Raw genomic sequence first — 16,446 nt, forward strand, 5'->3', positions numbered from 1 at the left:
CCGGAGGACGTCTGCTTCATCGCTCGGCTGTTCAGCGAGCATGTGGCGATACACGCAACGATAGAGGGGTCGCCCAGGGGCAACAATCGGCCGATTCTACCGGCGTTGTAGCCGCCGGCATCGCGCAATGTAGGCCGTGACGTCGGCTTGCCGGCGGTTCTTAAACAGAAATCAACCTTGCAGGGGCAATCGCAGCTCGGCGCACAGTCCGCCGCCTTCTCGGTTGCTCAGGTTCAGCGAACCGCCCAAAGCCATCGCCAATTGCTGGGCGATGGCCAGGCCCAGGCCGGTGCCGCCGGTGCTGCGGTTGCGCGAGTTCTCCACGCGGTAGAACGGCTCCATCACCTGGGCCAGTTCCTCTTCGGCGATGCCGGGGCCGCGGTCCATGACTTTCACCGAAAGTTTGCCGTCCTGCCGCTCGACCCACAGTTCGGCGGCGCCGGCGAACTTCAAGGCGTTGTCGGTGAGGTTGACCAGCACCCGGCGCAAGGCGTGGGGGCGGGTGTCGATCACCGCGTCGCTCTTGCCGCCCAGTTGTACGTCCTTGCCCATGTCCTGGTAGTCGAACACCAGGCTGTCGAGGAACGAGTCCAGGTGGGTGCGCCGGCTCTCTTCGGTGGAACCGTGGATGCTGCGGGCGTAGGCCACGCCCTCGCGCACCAGGTGCTCCATCTCGCCGAGGTCGTTCCACAGTTTGTCTTTCTCGGCGGAGTCGTCCATGAACTCGGCCCGCAGTTTCATCCGCGTGATCGGGGTCTGCAGGTCGTGGGAAATCGCCGCGAGCAGTTGCATGCGCTCCTTCAGGTAGGCGGCGATGCGCGCCTGCATCGCATTGAACGCACGGGCCGCGTAGGCCACTTCGTTGGGGCCCTTTTCGTCCAGGTTGATCGGGTGGGCGTTGGGGTCGAGGGTCTCCACCGCATTGGCCAGGCGGGTGAGGGGGCGGATCGCGATGCGCACCGCCAGCCAGGTGCAGACCAGCATCAGGGCCAGTTGGCCGATCAGCACCACCGGCAGCCAGGGTGAGAGCGGCGCCATCGACGGCCACACGTCGATGGTCACCGGGCTGCCGTCGCCCAGGCGCAGGTGGCCCTGGAAGTGTTTCCTGGGGCCCGGGATGTCGGTGAACGTCAGCGGGTAGGCCTCGCCGATGGCGTCGGTGATGGACGTGACCGCCACCGGCACATCGCCTGCGCCGATCGGGGTGCCGGGTTCGCCCTCGCTGAGCAGGTAACCGTAGTTGGGCCGGGCCAGGCGCTTGAGCCAGGCCGGGCGCTCCTCGGCCGGCAGGCGGTCGAGGATCGCGATGGAGGTCGAGACGTCGGTCTCCAGGTTGCCGAGCATGGTGTGCTTGGCGCTTTCGTAGCGCTCGTAGTACTGCGCGCCGAACGACAGCGCCTGGGCGAGGATCAGCCCGATCAGGAAAATCAGCGACAACCGGGAGGCGAGGGTGCGCGGCCAGCGCAGGGCAAGGTTCATGCAGGGGCTCCGAGGACTTCGACCGGCAAGGAGAACACATAGCCTTCGCTGCGCACGGTCTTGATGTAGGCCGGTTCGCGGGCGTCGTCCAGCAGGCGCTGGCGCAGGCGGCTGACCAGCAGGTCGATGGACCGGTCGAACAGGTCGGCCTCGCGGCCCTGGGTCAGGTTGAGCAACTGGTCGCGGCTGAGCACCCGCTGCGGATGGTCGAGGAACACCCGCAGCAGGCGGTATTCGGCGCCGCTCAGGGCGACCAGGGTGCCGTCCTTGTCCAGCAGGTGGCGGGCCGAGGTGTCCAGCTGCCAACGGCCGAACGCCAGCAGGCGGCCGGTTTCGGTGACCACCAGGTTGGGCGGCAGCATGCGCGTGCGGCGCAGCACGGCGTTGATCCGCGCCAGCAGTTCGCGGGCGGCGAAAGGCTTGGTCAAGTAATCGTCGGCGCCCATCTCCAGGCCCAGGATGCGGTCGGTCTCGTCGTTGCGCGCAGTGAGCATCAGGATCGGCGTGGCCTTGTGCTTGCCGGCGCGCAGCTCGCGGCACAGCAGCAGGCCATCGTCGCCGGGCATCATGATGTCGAGCACGATCAGATCCACGGTGTTGGCTTCCAGGAAGCTGCGCATCTGCCGGCCGTCCGCGACCACGGTGGTGCGCAGGCCGTTCTTCTTCAGGTAATTGCCGACCAGCTCGCGGATCTCGCGGTCGTCGTCGACGATCAGGATGTGATCGACATGATCCATGGGGCCAAACCTCAATCAAAGGGGATGACGCGCAGTCTATCGAGCCCCGAGGGGCCCGCCTGCCTGGGTTTGTATTGCAGTGTATCTGCCGCGCAGGCGGATACAGGCTGACGCAAAAAGCGGATTTTTTCAGGGTTTTGTATCGCTGTGTATCCCCGGCCTGCACAGATACACAGCCATGGATACGCAGCCGTTTGCCGACACAAGCGCGATACCTCGCCAACGTTCAATGAGCTCCATCGAGGCACGGCACAGACGCCGGGCCCGGACAACGAATCATCCATTGACGCCCGAGGAAAACGCCATGAACGCCAAGACCAAGACCATCGCTGCCGCTTGCCTGTTCGCCGCCCTGAACATCTGCACCCTGTCGGCCCGCGCCGAGGCCGATGTCGCTGCGCAAACCTACACCTACGGCACGCATCTGGACATCCAGAAAGTGATTTCCCTCAAGGAAAGCAACCCAGGGAGCTGCGGCATCGTCGACGCCCGCATGACCTACCTCGACTCGGCCGGCCAGACCCGTGTGCTCGATTACAGCAAGTTCGGCGACGGCTGCCACAACGAAAACTGATTGCCCACTTTCATAAAAGGATCAACGCCATGAACAACGTATCGCGCTTTCTGACCGCTTTCGCCTTTGCCTTCGCCGGTGTCGCCGCCCACGCCAGCGCTGCCGTGGAGCAGCACAGCTGCGGCAACGGCACCTGCTTCCAACTGACGCCGCTGGCCAAGCAAGGCCTCGCTTCCGACGGCTCCAGCCATACGCCGCTGGGCCAACTGGTGGCCGCCGACGGTTCCAGTCGCACGCCGCAGGGGCAACTGGTGGCTGCCGACGGTTCCAGCCGCACGCCGCAGGGCCAACTGGTGGCTGCCGACGGCTCCAGCCGCACGCCGCAGGGTCAACTGGTGGCCGCCGACGGCTCCAGCCGCACGCCGCAGGGTCAACTGGTGGCCGAGAACGGCGCCAGCCGCACACCCCAGAGCCAATGGCTGGACAGCCAGAACGCCTGACCGCCACAGAACCTGGAACACTTCCGACATCAAGGTGACTCCCATGCTTCTCATCGCTTTTCTGGGCGGCCTGCTGACCGTCCTCAGCCCCTGCATCCTGCCGGTGGTGCCGTTCCTGTTCGCCGGTGCCCACCGCAGCCGCTCCTCGATCCTGCTGACCCTCGGCGGCATGGCCCTGACCTTCGCGCTGGTCTCCAGCCTGGCGGTGGTCAGCAGTGAGTGGGTGATCCAGGCCAGCAACACCGGCCGCCACATCGCGCTGTTCGTGATGGTGCTGTTCGCTCTGTCGCTGATCTCGGCCCGGGTCGGCGACTGGCTGTCGCGTCCCTTCGTCCTGCTCGGCAACCGCCTCGATCCGGACGCCCGGAAGAAGGCCGGGCCCATGGGATCGATCATGCTCGGCGTCGCCACCGGTCTGCTGTGGGCGCCCTGCGCCGGGCCGATCCTGGGCGTGATCCTCACCGGTGCCATGCTGCAAGGCGCCAACGCCCAGACCAGCCTGTTGCTGCTGGCCTACGGCGCGGGCAGTGCGCTGTCGCTGGGTACCTTGATCTTCGCCGGACGCGGGCTGGTCAACCGGCTCAAGCCGTCGATCCCGTTCACCGGCTGGTTGCGCCGCGGTGCCGGCGTGGCGGTGCTGGCCACCGCCGCCGTGATCGCCACCGGCGCCGACAAGCCCCTGCTGGCCAGCACGTCGTCCGAAGGTGTGGCGTCGGTCGAGAAGGGCGTGCTGGAGAACGTGCCGAAGGTGGTCGACTATTTCATCAGCAAAGTGCGGGCGGACTCGCTGATGGAGGAGGCAGGCAAGGGTACGATGCCGTCCCTGTCCGGCGCCGTGCAGTGGCTGAACTCGCCGCCGCTGACGGCCGAATCCCTGCGCGGCAAAGTGGTGCTGGTGGACTTCTGGACCTACGACTGCATCAACTGCCAGCACACCCTGCCGTACGTCAAGGCGTGGGAAGCGAAGTACGGCAAGGACGGCCTGGTGGTGATCGGCGTGCACACGCCGGAATACGGCTACGAGCGGATCATCGACAACGTCAAGGATCAAGTGAAGAAGCTCGGCATCACCTACCCGGTGGCCATCGACAACGACTACGCGATCTGGCGGCATTTCGACAACCAGTACTGGCCGGCGCATTACCTGATCGACGCCAAGGGGCAAGTGCGCTACACCCACTTCGGCGAAGGCCGCTACGAGGCCCAGGAACAGATGATCCGGCAATTGCTGGAAGAGGCGAAAGCGCCGGCCGCATGAGCCGCGCAGACCGACGGCCCGGCGGCGAAAGCCCCGGGCCGTTTTCCGTGGTCGCGGTTGTGTTTCGACGCCTTTACAAAATCCCGCCGCTCATCGGCAAAGCCCCGGTTTTGCGGGCTCTCCGGACGATTGGCAAGGACGCCGGCCGCCCCCGGCGCGATAGTGGTCGGGTTGCGCCACTGCCGGCGCAAGCACCGATGAGAAGCAAGCGAGGTTGCCATGCCGAAGTTTGTGATTGAACGCGAGATTCCAGGGGCCGGAAAGCTCTCGCCGCAAGAACTCAAATCCGTTTCGCAGACGTCCTGCCAGGTGTTGCGTGAGTTGGGGCCGCAGGTGCAGTGGCTGCACAGCTACGTCACCGGCGACAAGATCTACTGCGTGTACATCGCCCCCAACGAAGAGCTGGTTCGCGAGCACGCCAGGCTGGGCGGATTCCCCGCCAACAGCGTGTCGCAGGTGACGAGCATCATCGACCCGACCACGGCCGAATGAGCCGGGCCACCGTCAGCGGAGCTGCGCATCATGAGTACCCCCATTGATCTCTCTGCCCTGAAGGAACGCCAGAAAGTCGCCTGGGCCAGCGGCGACTACGCCGTGATCGGCACCACCTTGCAGATCGTCGGCGAAAACCTCGCCGAGGCCTGCGACCTGCGCTGCGACGAAGAAGTGCTGGACGTCGCCGCCGGCAACGGCAACGCGACCCTGGCGGCGGCACGGCGCGGCGCGTTGGTGACGTCCACCGACTACGTCGCGGCGCTGCTCGAACGCGGCCAGGACCGGGCTCGCGCCGAGCATTTGGACGTGACCTTTCAGGTGGCGGACGCCGAAGCGCTGCCGTTCGCCGACAGCAGTTTCGACGCGGTGCTGTCGACCTTCGGCGTGATGTTCGCACCGGACCAGGACAAGGCGGCCAGCGAACTGGCGCGGGTCTGCCGACGGGGCGGGCGGATCGGTCTGGCCAACTGGACCCCGGAAGGGTTCGTCGGCCAGATGTTCAAGACCCTGGGCCGGCACCTGCCGCCGCCGGCCGGCGCCCAGCCGCCTTCGAACTGGGGGACGGAAGCCTGGCTGCACGCCCGGTTCGACGATCGCCATTTTGCGGTTCAGGTGACGCGGCGCCACTTCAACTTCCGCTACCGCTCGGCGGCGCACTTCATCGACATTTTCCGCCACTGGTACGGACCGGTGCACAAAGCCTTCGCCGCGCTGCCGCCGGAAAGCGGCCTGGCGCTGGAAAACGATCTGGCCCAATTGCTCAACAGCCTGAACCGGGGCGGGGACAAATCGCTGGTGGTGCCGAGCGAGTATCTGGAGGTGGTCATCGCCAAACGCTGAGGCCTGCTCCTGCAAGTGCGGCGCTGCGACGGGTGCCGGTAGAGCCGATGCCTGCATCGAGGCGCCATTGCTATCGCTGGCAAGCCAGCTCCCACAGGGCCTGCGGTTGTCCGCCGTTGATGCGAACACCCGGGATACTGTGGTAGAGCCGATGCCTGCATCGAAGCGGCCATTGTTTTCGCTGGCAAGCCAGCTCCCACAGGGACTGCGGTTGTCCGCCGTTGATGCGAACACCCGGGATACTGTGGGAGCTGGCTTGCCAGCGATAGCGGCGGGACAGGCAACGAAGGGCTCGCGAACGCTCAGCTGACCTGCGCCCCCCGCGCCACCAGCAGTTCGCGCAACACCGAACGGTGGCAGTGCGCTTCTTTCTCGCAATAGCAGCCAAGGGCGAACGACGTCTGGTGCGACAGCGCCGCCAGCAGATCCAGCATCTGGCTCGCCGCCGGCTGTTTCATCTCGGCCTTGAACTTGCGCACGAACGCGGCCCAGGCCTTGGCGTCCTCGGCGTGCAGCGCTTCGGCCACCAGGTCGGCGCTGGGCGAGAGCAGCGGTTGCCACACATCATAGAAATCACGGCGGGCGAACTCGGCCTTGGGCACCCCGCGCGGCGGGCGGCGCACGGTGCCCAGGCGCAGGCCTTCTTCGGGGGCGCGGGGCGAGCCCAGGCGCACGATACGGATCGGCATGGGAAACCTCTATTTCAGGTGAGCGCCGTCGAACCACTCCAGCGCCGTGCGCCAGACGCAGATGCCGAGGAAGTACGCCGACATCAGCAGCCACAGCCCCATCACGAACGGATTGATCACCGGATGGTTGAGCACCAGCGACAGGCTGCACAGCAACCAGATGGCCGTCACCGCGATGTTGATCGGCATGAACCGGCGCACGCGGAACGGGTGCAGGAACTTCATCCGGGTGACGGTCAGCAGCGCCAGGCCGATCACCGTCAGCAGGGTGAGCCACGGCCCCGGCGCGATGATGTACAGGCACAGGGCGACCACGTTCCAGGCGGCGGGGAAGCCGACGAAGTAGTTGTCCTTGCTCTTCATGTTGACGTTGCAGAAGCAGAACAGCGACGACACCAGGATCAGCGACACCGTCAGCAGCAGGGTGTAGTCGGGCAGGGGAATGTAGCGGTAGATGAACAGCGCGGGGATGAACACGTACGTCAGGTAATCGATCACCAGGTCGAGGATCGAGCCGTCGAAGCTCGGCAGCACCGACTGCACGTTGACCTTGCGCGCGAGCGCCCCGTCCAGCCCGTCGACGATCAGCGCCACGCCCAGCCACATCAGGCAATGGGTCGGCTGGTTCTCCAACAGCGCGAGGGTGGCCAGGAAAGCGGTGACCACGCCGGTCGCGGTGAATCCATGGGCGCCCCAGGCCTTGAGCCTGGCGATGTGGACGGTCGATATCACGGGGCGTTCTCCAGAAAGTGAGGCGGGCCGGGTCAGGGTTGCAGGTATCGACCGGTGGCGCCGGGATAAGGTTCACCCTCAATGAATCTTAGCTGGCCGCGGAAAAAGGATGCCGGAGAAATCGCCGTCCGGCCCCGCGCTTCAGCCAAACGGTGCTGGCGCTGCGGCAGCGCAGGGCTATCGTTGCCAGACGCATTCACGCCGTCCGGAGGACACCGTCATGAACACCAGCGATTTGCTTGAACAACTGCTGCGGGGCCAGGCCTCTGCGGGACAACAAAGCGGTGCTTCGGCCAGCGACGGGCTGGGCGGCCTCGGCGGCCTGCTCGGCGGGTTGCTGGGAGGCGGCAACAGCGCAGGCGGAGCGCCCGCCGGCGGGTTGGGCGGACTGGGCGGGCTGCTGGGCGGCCTGCTGGGCGGCGGAGCGCTGGGCGGTGGCGCTCAGGGCCGCTCCGGCGGCACCAACTACGCGGCGCTGGCTTCGCTCGGGATGATGGCGTTCCAGGCGTACCAGGCCTGGCAACGCAGCCAGGCCAGCGCCGCTCCGCAACAGGCGCCGCAGACCGCGGACATGCTCTCCGGCCCGCAGGTCGAGGAACACAGCCACGCGGTGCTGCGTGCGCTGATCGCCGCGGCCAAGGCCGACGGGCGCATCGACGAATCGGAAAAGCACCTGATCAGCAGCGAAATCGGCCGCCACACCGATGATCCGCAACTGCAGGCATGGCTCGACGCCGAGGTGGCCAAACCGCTGGATCCTGCGGAGGTGGCGCAGTCGGCCCAGGGCGATCCGGCGATGGCCGCCGAGATGTACCTGGCCAGCGTGATGCTGGTGGACGACCAGCAGGAGGCCGAACGCAATTACCTGGACGAGCTGGCGGCGGCGCTGGGGATCGACCCCGATCTGCAGGTGCACCTGGAGCAGCAGGCCAAGGGCGGCGCCTGACCGGGGCGGCCGTCAAGCGTCGCGCAGCAGGTCGTGGGCGTTGAGCAGGGCGAAGGCGATTTCCGGGTGGCGCTCCAGCCCCCGGCGGATGGCAGCGGGGATCGACTGACGGGTCTTGCGGCACAGGCCGGGCAATTCATCGATGTCGATGGCGATGCCGCGCATCGTACGCACTTCGTTGAACCCCGGCGAGATGCTCACGCGGATGCCCAGTTGCTCGAACATCCGGCCTTGCAGGCGTTCGAGGTCGGCCAGGCTCTGCAGGTTTTCCAGGCGTTCGAGCAAGCGCTTTTCCTCCTGGCGGGTCAGCATCAGGATGCGCACATCCGCGCCGGGATTCTCCAGCAGTGGATCGCGCCCGCAATTGCAGGCGCCGGGAGGGCAGGGGGAGCGGATCGGTGCGCAAATCGTCATGGCCTCCATCATAGAGGCCGTCCGACGGTTTTGCCCATGCCCGCCCGCCTGCCGTCCATCGGCAGGGCTAAAGGGTGGCGACTACGGTCGGCCACCGCTGTCGGGGATGTTGGCCTACTGCGACAGGCCTTCGTAATGGGCCAGGATGGCGTTGGCCAGTTCTTCGTCGCTGGCCGTAAGGCCTGGGTTGTCCTGGCGCACCTGCTGCAGCACCGATTCCAGGTACACGCCCCGGATGGCGCCGCCGCTGGCGACGAAGGCGGACAGGTCGTCACGGGCCGGAATCACCAGCTTGTGGTCCTTGAAGGTCGAGTAGAGCGATGCGGAGATCCCCGCCGAAGTGGCGACGTCGCCCGCGTCCACGCGGGCCAGGGCCGAGCCGAAGGGCAGGCAGAGGATGAGGGACGAAACGAGCACTAAGTGGCGCATGGCGGTGTACCTCCAACAGCAAGCGGCTAAATGGACTTACCACATAATGTGAGAGGTGCGCGGCGGTGCGGGAGTTCCGTGCCGGAGGGCGGACGGCGGGGCGTAGACACACGCCGAGACGTTCCGGTGCGGCAGGCCGGCGGAAATAGGCTTAACTCAAACGTTGACGATTCAATTGGCGGCGTGACCAGGGAGGAAACCACGGTGTCGATCAAACTGCGCTTGATGCTGCTGATAGCGACCAGCCTGGTGACGGCGCTGATCGTCAGTCTGGTGAGCTATGTGGGGAACGGGCGGATGTCCGCCGCGTTCGACGACAGCGCGGTGAGCATGTCCGCGCTGCGCAACCACCTGGAAGCCGACATGATGCACGACGCCCTGCGCGCCGACGTGTTCTCGGCGATGCTCACGGGCCTTGGCAAAAGCACCAGCACCGCGGAGGAGGTGCGCCAGTCGGTCAACGAGCACGCGGCGCATTTTCGCGAGGTGCTGGGCGAGAACCTCAAGCTGCCGGTCAACCCGACGATCCGCGCTGCGCTCGAACAGATCAAACCGAGCCTGGACACCTACATCGGCGCGGGCGAACGGATCGTCGGCCTGGCGCTGGACAACCCCGAGGCGGCGCAGCAGGAACTGGGCACGTTCAACACGGCGTTCAGCCAGCTGGAGGAGCGCATGGCCGCCCTCAGCGAACTGATCGAGAGCAACACCCGTCAGACCGGCGAAGGCACCGCCGCAGCGATCCGCAGCGCCAACGTCGCCCTCGGCGCCGTGCTGCTGGCCAGCCTGTTGCTGTTGTTGGCCGAGGGCCGCTGGGTGTACCTGGGCATCACCGGGCCCCTGAGGGCCGCCAGCCGCATCGCCGAGAGCATCGCCCACGGCAACCTCAGCGAACCGATCGCCGAGCCCGCCGGCCGGGACGAAGCCAGCGGCCTGATCCGCACCCTGGGCACCATGCAGCGCGACCTGCGCGACATGATCGACGTGGTGCGGCGCAATGCCCACGGCGTCAGCGGCATGAGCGAGCAGTTGAGCCACGGCTGCCACCAGGTCGCCGACAGCAGCCAGCAGCAGAGCGCCGCCGCCGGCACCATGGCCGCCGCCGCAGGCCAGATGACCGCCAGCATCGAAGAGATCACCCGCCACGCCGAGCGGGCCCTGAACATGGCGAGCCAGGCCGAGACCTTGGCCAAGAACGGCGGGCAGGTGATCCACCAAGTGGTCAGCGACATGGACGACATCGCCCGTTCGGCCAAGCGCTCGGCCCAGGTCATCCGGACGCTGGACCAGGAGTCGGAAGGGATCTTCAACATCATCCAGGTGATCAAGAGCATTGCCGACCAGACCAACCTGCTGGCGCTCAACGCCGCCATCGAAGCCGCTCGGGCGGGCGAGCAGGGCCGCGGTTTCGCGGTGGTCGCCGACGAGGTGCGCAGCCTCGCCGCCCGTACCAGCGCCTCGACCCAGGAAATCGCCGCCATGGTCGAGCGTATTCAGAGCAGCACCCGGGAGGCGGTCAGCAGCATGGAGGCCGGCGTGGCCCAGGTCGACAAGGGCATGGCGGTCACGGCCGATGTCGAGCGCGCCATCCGCGAGATCCTCGAGGCCACCCTCAACACCACGCAACTGGTCAACGACATCACCCGCACCATCGGCGAGCAGAGCCAGGCCAGCAACGAAATCGCCCATCAGGTGGAAATGATCGCCGGAATGTCCGAGGGCAACAGCAAGGTGATCGGCGAGACGGCGGGCACCACCGATGAACTGTCGAGCCTGGCGGGGCGTTTGGCGCAGTCGGTGGACCGGTTCCGGCTGTGATGGCGCAGAGCCGGTTAATGCCGTGTTACATATTGGCCGATCACCCCCAAACCCTCTGGGAGCGGGCCTGATGGCGATCAGCCCGCTCCAAACCACCCCGCAAATGGCTGAAAGGCTTCAGTCGGAGCCCGGCCCACCGTCATGTTCCGCCCCGCGCGGCCGATAACGGGCCAGGCGCAAAGAGACCGCCAAGTCGGGAACAGACGCGCGGGTTGGCCCTGACGTGATATTCTTCGCGCCAACTTGGTTTGACCTCATTCGGTTCGGCCCGCCATTCGCGGGCCGGCGGAATCACTGTCGCTCAAGTAGCTGAAGCCAATAATGATAAGAAGTCAGTTCAGAAGGGACATATAACTGAGGCCGATGTCGCATGTCGGCCTTGTGTGCCCACCCGTCAATTTTGAAGTGTGCCGGAACCCGCGCCGCTGGCCTGAGCGTCGCGAACAAGGGGCCCCACACGCACAACAGCGGCGGGCGGAAGGCGTTTTATCATAGGTGCAACAGATGTTTAAGAAAGTGAACACGGCCTTGCTGGGGCTGGCTTTGTCGATGGGGCTGTCGTCCGCCTACGCGGAAGAAGCGAAGAAAGTGGACGTGCTGCTGATCGGCGGCGGCATCATGAGCACCACCCTGGGTGTGTGGCTCAACGAGCTGGAGCCGGGCTGGTCGATGGAGATGGTCGAGCGCCTCGACGGCGTCGCCCTGGAAAGCTCCAACGGCTGGAACAACGCCGGTACCGGTCACTCTGCGCTGGCCGAGCTGAACTACACCCCGGAAGACGAGAACGGCAAGGTGTCGATCCCGAAAGCCGTCGAGATCAACGAAGCGTTCCAGGTGTCCCGTCAGTTCTGGGCCTGGCAGGTTCGCCAGGGCGTCCTGAAGAACCCTCGCTCGTTCATCAACACCACGCCGCACATGAGCTTCGTGTGGGGTGACGACAACATCAAGTTCCTGAAGAAACGCTACGAAGCCCTGCAGGCGAGCCCGCTGTTCGCCGGCATGCAGTACTCCGAAGATCCTGAAGTGATCAAGAAGTGGGTTCCGCTGATGATGGAAGGGCGTGACCCGAACCAGAAGATCGCGGCCACCTGGAGCCCGCTGGGCACCGACATGAACTTCGGCGAGATCACCCGCCAGTTCGCCGGCTACCTGCAGACCAAGCCGAACTTCGACCTGAAGCTGTCGAGCGAAGTGCAGGACATCACCAAGAACGCCGACGGCAGCTGGCGCGTCAGCTACAAGAACCTGAAGGACGGCACCAAGACCGAGACCGACGCCAAGTTCGTGTTCATCGGCGCCGGCGGCGGTGCCTTGCACCTGCTGCAGAAGTCCGGCATCGAAGAGGCCAAGGAATACGCCGGCTTCCCGGTGGGCGGTTCGTTCCTGGTGACCGAGAACCCGGCCATCGCCGAGCAGCACCTGGCCAAGGCCTACGGCAAGGCGTCCGTCGGCGCGCCGCCGATGTCCGTTCCGCACCTGGACACCCGTGTCCTGGACGGCAAGCGCGTCATCCTGTTCGGGCCGTTCGCGACCTTCAGCACCAAGTTCCTGAAGGAAGGTTCGTACCTGGACCTGCTGACCAGCACCACCACCCACAACATCTGGCCTATGACCAAGGTCGGCATCAAGGAATACCCGCTGGTCGAGTACCTCGCCGGCCAACTGATGCTGTCGGATGAAGACCGCCTGAACGCGCTGAAGGAATACTTCCCGAACGCCAAGGCCGAAGACTGGCGCCTGTGGCAGGCCGGCCAGCGCGTGCAGATCATCAAGCGTGACGAGCAGGCCGGTGGCGTGCTGAAGCTGGGCACCGAGATCGTCGCTTCGCAGGACGGCACCATCGCCGGCCTGCTGGGCGCATCGCCAGGCGCCTCGACCGCTGCACCGATCATGCTGAGCGTGCTGCAGAAGGTCTTCAAGGACAAGGTCGCCACCCCTGAGTGGCAAGCCAAGCTGCACCAGATCGTTCCAAGCTACGGCACCCAGTTGAACAGCGATCCGGCCAAAGTGGCCGAAGAGTGGGCCTACACCGCCAAAGTCCTGGAACTGCCGACCCCACCGGTCATCGGCCAGGCCGCCCCGGCGGCGGACGCTGCGGCCGACAAGGCCAAGGCACCGAAGGAAAACGCTTCGCGTGACATGGCGCTGTAACCAGTCGCCAGATTGGGAAAGCCCACTGAACCGGTGACGGTCAGTGGGCTTTTTTGTGCCTGGTGCCTTGCCTGGGGCGAGGCGATGGATCAGGCTCTGGCCGCCGCCAGGTAAGCCCCAAGCCGCCGCCCCATTTCCTCTCCCAGCGCCTGCAGCGCGCTCATCGGCCGCACCATCACTTCGAACTCGACGATTTTCCCCTGCTCATCGAAACGGATCATGTCGATGCCCTTGAGCTCCTTGTTCCCCACTTTGGCGCTGAACTCCAGCACCACGTTCAGCCCGTCGGCCGTCGCCAGTTCCCGGTGGTAGGCGAAGTCCTCGAACACCGTGCTCACGGTGTTGAGGATCATGGCGACCACGGGGCCGCCCGGATAGGGCGTGTGGGCCATCGGCGAGCGGAACACCGCCTTGGGGTCGAGCAGCTCGGGCAGCGCGGAGAGGTCGCCGGTGCGGATCATCGCGTGCCAGCGGTCCAGGGATCGGGCGGCGTTGGGGTGCAGGTTGAGGTCGGCCATCGTTCACTCCTGTCTGTTGTTGTTCTTCGAAAGGCGCCCATGACTCTAGATCAACAAGCGGGAATGGGCACCTTTGTGTGCTGCGCTGAATGTAGGGGCATCGCGCAAGCGGATCAGATGTCCATCTGATCCGCTTTTTCTTGCGCAATCTGCCTCTGTAACCCAAACAGACACACGCTCAAAATAGCCCGGCAGTTCGGTCATCCGCGGCGGCCTTCATCCCGAAGCGCCCGGTGCACCGCAAACCTGGCATTGAGGAGAGCAACATGGCGAAGATGGCGATTTTCCTGGGTGGGTTTCTGACGCTGACCATTCTGATCGGTGTGCTGGCGACCATCTCTCCGGTTTGAGGCCGAAGGAAGGGGCTGAATTCTCCGATCACCAGCAGCACGTCCACGCCTTTTTGAGGGCAATGCACCTCCAGTGCACGTTGCTGCCCCGCGAGGTATCCAGGTTTTCGTACAGGAAAGCGCTCTTGCGACCCTGCCGGATCCTGTAGACGTAGTCGACGAGAATCGGCTGACCCCGAAGCAGCGAAACGGAATGATGGGCACCTTCCACGAGTTCCGACCGTCTGTTGTCCATTCGCTGCTGAATCTGCTGGCTTGAACCAGGTACTCATAGTGCGAGTATCGAAATATCACCAGGAGCCATACGGGACACCCTTTTTTTCGACGTAGGCTTTGGACACGTCGGAAAGTGAGTCATATTTGCCGCCGGATTTCCCTTCATATGGGCCTCGTGGGTCAACTTCTGCCTTTACTCTCGTGACCTCAATGGGCGACAGACAAGGGCCTAGCACCCAAACCTTTGCTATGCCGCCAGGCGCAAGGCCAACAACCAATGCTTCTCGATAACCTGTAATCCATTTTCCGTCGGCAGCGCAGAATGTTTTTTCACCTTTGCGCATGATTTCCCTTGTCGACTCAGGTATGTCAATTCCCATTTGGTAGGTTTGCGGCTCGACCAAGGACTGCCAGCGAACATAGATTTTTTTGGGAAGGTCGGCCCCTGTCACGTATTTCCCTTTTCCCCAGCCTGGCCTTTTTGGCCAACCCTTCGGATTGCCGGAATTGTTGGGTGGGGTTTGAATGGCTGAGTTGCCGCTCATTGCGCGTCTATAAACTTGACCTTGAACATCTATGACGTCAGCTGTCTCGATCCAGACTTCCATGTAGTTCGGAGCTGAGAAACCCAAGCGCCAAGCCTCATAAGGCAGCGAACCGCTGTGGGCGAAGGTTGAGCCACCCGTAAGTATGAGCGCAACGATAAAGCGTAGATGCCTATTCATTGGGGTGAACCGTGCGTTGGTTGTTGTCTGTAGGTCGATTGATAAATACAACGTCCAGATCGCTGTTGTTCATGCCTTTTGCCGCATTCCAGTTGTCGGACAGGTGAATGTATTTTTGAAAAAGAAGCTCTTCTTCTTGAGGAGAAAGGCCAATGGTTTGGCTTTTGCCCAATGCATAGTTAATGATCTTTTCGGAAATCGGAGTGAGTTCCGCTGGTAGTGTCAATCGCGGATCTTTTTCCGGGATTTCGTTGAATGGAACATCATTTTTTACGGCTAGTTCGCGCATTGTCCTTAGATAAATCAAAGAAAGCTCACTGCGAACCTCACGTCGGCTGCTCACTGCTGCATAAACATGTTTTTTCGGTGTTCGGTCATCCCTGTCCCGGCTGGTAAAGGGAACTTCCCAGGTGCGTAGCTCGAGAGGGAGGTTGTATTGGGCCATCTGGTCTTGCAGGCGTCGCAAATCTTGCTGTGCGAGCTTATAGCTATTGGCCTCTGAGGTCGGAGTCGTTCGATCAACGTCGCTTCTGCGCGGTTTGCTGATCAGTACACGTTCTGTGGCTTTGGGCAGATACCCGCCGCCCAAGTCGGAGTGTACGCCGGGCATGATGATGTCGGCCGACCCTGCGCTGTTCAGGGAGAAGTTGTAGCGACGTTCATTTCTGGCGACCAGGTGAACGATTTTTTTCGCGATACCTGGAGGAAGAGCGATATTGATCCCCGGGTTTCTGGCGTTATGACCAGTGAAGTCCCCAAGCAACGGATTCGCAATGGCCGCAACCGTGTCGTAGATGCCTATGAAATTGATCGAAACATCCGACTTGGCACTCCACTGGAACGAAGCAGTCAGGGCCGGAGAGCCGGCCGGCAAGGCTTTCGCGAGAACGCTTTCCTGCCCCTTCATGACTTCGTTCGCAAAATCCCGTGCAGCGGCAGCGCCACGGCTGAACCCAAAAATATCGAACTCAACTTTTTTAATCCGTTTGTCCGGATTGTTGTCCTGAAAAGTACGGATGGTTTTCAGAAACTGTCCCGATGTTTCCTCAACCCGCGTCCTGACCCCTTGCGCCCCAAGCCCCGTCCCCTGTGAGTAAATAGAATCCTCACCCGTACTGCTCGTACCGATCCCGTCTACGTAGATCGACACGCTCGCCATTTCCGCATCCGCCGGAATCTCTTCGTCGGATTGGTTGATGTAGAGGTCGTACAAGCGGGCCACGTTACTGACGTCGTTGCCATAACTGTTGTCCGGCGAACTGCCCTTGCCGTCGTAGCCGTAGGAGGCGCAGTACTTGCGGATTTCTTCCGCCATCTCTTGCAGGTTCACGTCTGGCGCAAAGCAGCCATAAACGCGTTCGCTGTTGCTGCGGTTGTTGCCCGTCCCATCGAAGAACATGCCCACCCGCAGCGTGATGTCTTCGATTTCGACTTCTTCTTCCTCTTCTTCGAGCTCTTCTTCCGACGGTGGCGTGCTCGGCGCATCCGGCTCGGCACTGAACTTGCCGATCGGGGGCGCGCTGAGCAGATTGCCTTTCGCGTCTTTTGCCGCGATGCCGGGAATCAGGGGCGCCAACACCGCAATCCCGCTCCCCACCCCCGGCGCCCCGCCGGTATTGGCCTTCACCTCGGCCC

General features: G+C 63.9%; 17 protein-coding genes and 1 pseudogene. 9 read left to right on the plus strand and 9 right to left on the minus strand.

Annotation, left to right across the window (positions count from 1 at the left end):
• Window positions 1-171: 171 nt before the first annotated feature.
• Window positions 172-1,479 carry a HAMP domain-containing sensor histidine kinase gene (locus CAG33_RS26360; RefSeq protein ID WP_085586709.1) on the minus strand — a complete coding sequence of 436 codons (1,308 nt, stop codon included), beginning with the start codon at window positions 1,477-1,479 and terminating at the stop codon, window positions 172-174.
• Window positions 1,476-2,216, minus strand: coding sequence for a response regulator (locus CAG33_RS26365; protein WP_085586710.1), 741 nt, complete (start codon window positions 2,214-2,216; stop codon window positions 1,476-1,478). The genes CAG33_RS26360 and CAG33_RS26365 overlap by 4 nt, the downstream gene beginning before the upstream one ends.
• A 304-nt stretch (window positions 2,217-2,520) precedes the next feature.
• Between CAG33_RS26365 and CAG33_RS26370 the strand changes: the two genes are divergently transcribed.
• The 5 genes from CAG33_RS26370 to CAG33_RS26390 all read left to right on the plus strand — a co-directional run bounded on the left by CAG33_RS26370 (window position 2,521) and on the right by CAG33_RS26390 (window position 5,823).
• A complete protein-coding gene (locus CAG33_RS26370) occupies window positions 2,521-2,790 on the plus strand; it encodes a DUF2790 domain-containing protein (protein ID WP_085586711.1) in 270 nt (89 codons plus the stop codon).
• A gap of 29 nt (window positions 2,791-2,819) precedes the next feature.
• Window positions 2,820-3,230, plus strand: coding sequence for a hypothetical protein (locus CAG33_RS26375; RefSeq protein ID WP_085586712.1), 411 nt, complete (start codon window positions 2,820-2,822; stop codon window positions 3,228-3,230).
• A gap of 43 nt (window positions 3,231-3,273) precedes the next feature.
• Entirely contained in the window at window positions 3,274-4,488 is a 1,215-nt protein-coding gene (locus tag CAG33_RS26380; RefSeq protein WP_085633896.1) for a cytochrome c biogenesis protein DipZ, read from the plus strand.
• Between the two features lie 219 nt (window positions 4,489-4,707).
• On the plus strand, window positions 4,708-4,980 hold the full coding sequence (locus CAG33_RS26385) for a DUF4242 domain-containing protein (protein WP_085586714.1): 273 nt from the start codon (window positions 4,708-4,710) through the stop codon (window positions 4,978-4,980).
• Between the two features lie 30 nt (window positions 4,981-5,010).
• The gene (locus CAG33_RS26390) at window positions 5,011-5,823 is read left to right on the plus strand and encodes a class I SAM-dependent methyltransferase (RefSeq protein ID WP_085641114.1); all 813 of its coding nucleotides are present in this window, start codon (window positions 5,011-5,013) and stop codon (window positions 5,821-5,823) included.
• A 302-nt stretch (window positions 5,824-6,125) separates the two neighbouring features.
• Here the strand turns inward: CAG33_RS26390 and CAG33_RS26395 are convergent, their stop codons facing one another.
• A complete protein-coding gene (locus CAG33_RS26395; RefSeq protein WP_085641116.1) occupies window positions 6,126-6,512 on the minus strand; it encodes a DUF488 domain-containing protein in 387 nt (128 codons plus the stop codon).
• A gap of 9 nt (window positions 6,513-6,521) precedes the next feature.
• Entirely contained in the window at window positions 6,522-7,244 is a 723-nt protein-coding gene (gene pcsA / locus CAG33_RS26400) for a phosphatidylcholine synthase (RefSeq protein ID WP_085586717.1), read from the minus strand.
• A 220-nt stretch (window positions 7,245-7,464) separates the two neighbouring features.
• Here pcsA and CAG33_RS26405 point away from each other — a divergent pair, with 220 nt between their 5' ends.
• Window positions 7,465-8,190, plus strand: coding sequence for a tellurite resistance TerB family protein (locus CAG33_RS26405; protein ID WP_085641118.1), 726 nt, complete (start codon window positions 7,465-7,467; stop codon window positions 8,188-8,190).
• Between the two features lie 12 nt (window positions 8,191-8,202).
• Here CAG33_RS26405 and CAG33_RS26410 read toward each other — a convergent pair whose 3' ends face one another.
• Together CAG33_RS26410 and CAG33_RS26415 are read right to left on the minus strand one after the other, a co-directional pair.
• Window positions 8,203-8,604 (minus strand): hypothetical protein, encoded by a 402-nt coding sequence (locus CAG33_RS26410; protein ID WP_085586725.1) that lies wholly within the window; start codon window positions 8,602-8,604, stop codon window positions 8,203-8,205.
• Between the two features lie 114 nt (window positions 8,605-8,718).
• Window positions 8,719-9,033: a DUF2388 domain-containing protein gene (locus CAG33_RS26415; protein ID WP_085586719.1), complete on the minus strand. Its 315-nt coding sequence runs from the start codon at window positions 9,031-9,033 to the stop codon at window positions 8,719-8,721.
• Window positions 9,034-9,063: 30 nt separating this feature from the next.
• Between CAG33_RS26415 and CAG33_RS29155 the strand changes: the two are divergent.
• The 3 genes and pseudogenes from CAG33_RS29155 to mqo form a co-directional block, all read left to right on the plus strand.
• Window positions 9,064-9,996, plus strand: a pseudogene (locus CAG33_RS29155) (MCP four helix bundle domain-containing protein); the annotation flags it as partial.
• Between the two features lie 129 nt (window positions 9,997-10,125).
• Window positions 10,126-10,851, plus strand: coding sequence for a methyl-accepting chemotaxis protein (locus tag CAG33_RS29160; RefSeq protein WP_371856134.1), 726 nt, complete (start codon window positions 10,126-10,128; stop codon window positions 10,849-10,851).
• Between the two features lie 504 nt (window positions 10,852-11,355).
• The gene (gene mqo / locus CAG33_RS26425; protein ID WP_085586721.1) at window positions 11,356-13,002 is read left to right on the plus strand and encodes a malate dehydrogenase (quinone); all 1,647 of its coding nucleotides are present in this window, start codon (window positions 11,356-11,358) and stop codon (window positions 13,000-13,002) included.
• Window positions 13,003-13,091: 89 nt separating this feature from the next.
• On the opposite strand, the gene CAG33_RS26430 is transcribed toward mqo, so the two are convergent.
• The 3 genes from CAG33_RS26430 to CAG33_RS26450 all read right to left on the minus strand — a co-directional run.
• Window positions 13,092-13,520, minus strand: a complete 429-nt coding sequence (locus tag CAG33_RS26430; protein ID WP_085586722.1) for a nuclear transport factor 2 family protein — start codon at window positions 13,518-13,520, stop codon at window positions 13,092-13,094.
• Window positions 13,521-14,160: 640 nt separating this feature from the next.
• Window positions 14,161-14,811, minus strand: a complete 651-nt coding sequence (locus CAG33_RS26445; RefSeq protein ID WP_085641122.1) for a DUF2931 family protein — start codon at window positions 14,809-14,811, stop codon at window positions 14,161-14,163.
• On the minus strand, window positions 14,804-16,446 hold a 1,643-nt coding region (locus tag CAG33_RS26450; RefSeq protein WP_176247787.1), incomplete at its 5' end, for a DUF2235 domain-containing protein. The genes CAG33_RS26450 and CAG33_RS26445, both read right to left, overlap by 8 nt.

The sequence above is a fragment of the Pseudomonas sp. B3(2017) genome, assembly GCF_002113595.1.
GTDB lineage: Bacteria > Pseudomonadota > Gammaproteobacteria > Pseudomonadales > Pseudomonadaceae > Aquipseudomonas > Aquipseudomonas ekonensis.

Bases quoted from the DNA above. Each gene is read 5' to 3' on its own strand.
- CAG33_RS26375 (WP_085586712.1), top strand. From the start codon at position 2,820: ATGAACAACGTATCGCGCTTTCTGACCGCTTTCGCCTTTGCCTTCGCC.
- CAG33_RS26385 (WP_085586714.1), top strand. From the start codon at position 4,708: ATGCCGAAGTTTGTGATTGAACGCGAGATTCCAGGGGCCGGAAAGCTC.
- CAG33_RS26430 (WP_085586722.1), bottom strand. From the start codon at position 13,520: ATGGCCGACCTCAACCTGCACCCCAACGCCGCCCGATCCCTGGACCGC.
- CAG33_RS29160 (WP_371856134.1), top strand. From the start codon at position 10,126: ATGGCCGCCGCCGCAGGCCAGATGACCGCCAGCATCGAAGAGATCACC.
- CAG33_RS26445 (WP_085641122.1), bottom strand. From the start codon at position 14,811: ATGAATAGGCATCTACGCTTTATCGTTGCGCTCATACTTACGGGTGGC.
- CAG33_RS26365 (WP_085586710.1), bottom strand. From the start codon at position 2,216: ATGGATCATGTCGATCACATCCTGATCGTCGACGACGACCGCGAGATC.
- CAG33_RS26390 (WP_085641114.1), top strand. From the start codon at position 5,011: ATGAGTACCCCCATTGATCTCTCTGCCCTGAAGGAACGCCAGAAAGTC.
- CAG33_RS26410 (WP_085586725.1), bottom strand. From the start codon at position 8,604: ATGACGATTTGCGCACCGATCCGCTCCCCCTGCCCTCCCGGCGCCTGC.
- CAG33_RS26360 (WP_085586709.1), bottom strand. From the start codon at position 1,479: ATGAACCTTGCCCTGCGCTGGCCGCGCACCCTCGCCTCCCGGTTGTCG.
- CAG33_RS26370 (WP_085586711.1), top strand. From the start codon at position 2,521: ATGAACGCCAAGACCAAGACCATCGCTGCCGCTTGCCTGTTCGCCGCC.
- mqo (WP_085586721.1), top strand. From the start codon at position 11,356: ATGTTTAAGAAAGTGAACACGGCCTTGCTGGGGCTGGCTTTGTCGATG.
- CAG33_RS26415 (WP_085586719.1), bottom strand. From the start codon at position 9,033: ATGCGCCACTTAGTGCTCGTTTCGTCCCTCATCCTCTGCCTGCCCTTC.
- CAG33_RS26395 (WP_085641116.1), bottom strand. From the start codon at position 6,512: ATGCCGATCCGTATCGTGCGCCTGGGCTCGCCCCGCGCCCCCGAAGAA.
- CAG33_RS26405 (WP_085641118.1), top strand. From the start codon at position 7,465: ATGAACACCAGCGATTTGCTTGAACAACTGCTGCGGGGCCAGGCCTCT.
- CAG33_RS26380 (WP_085633896.1), top strand. From the start codon at position 3,274: ATGCTTCTCATCGCTTTTCTGGGCGGCCTGCTGACCGTCCTCAGCCCC.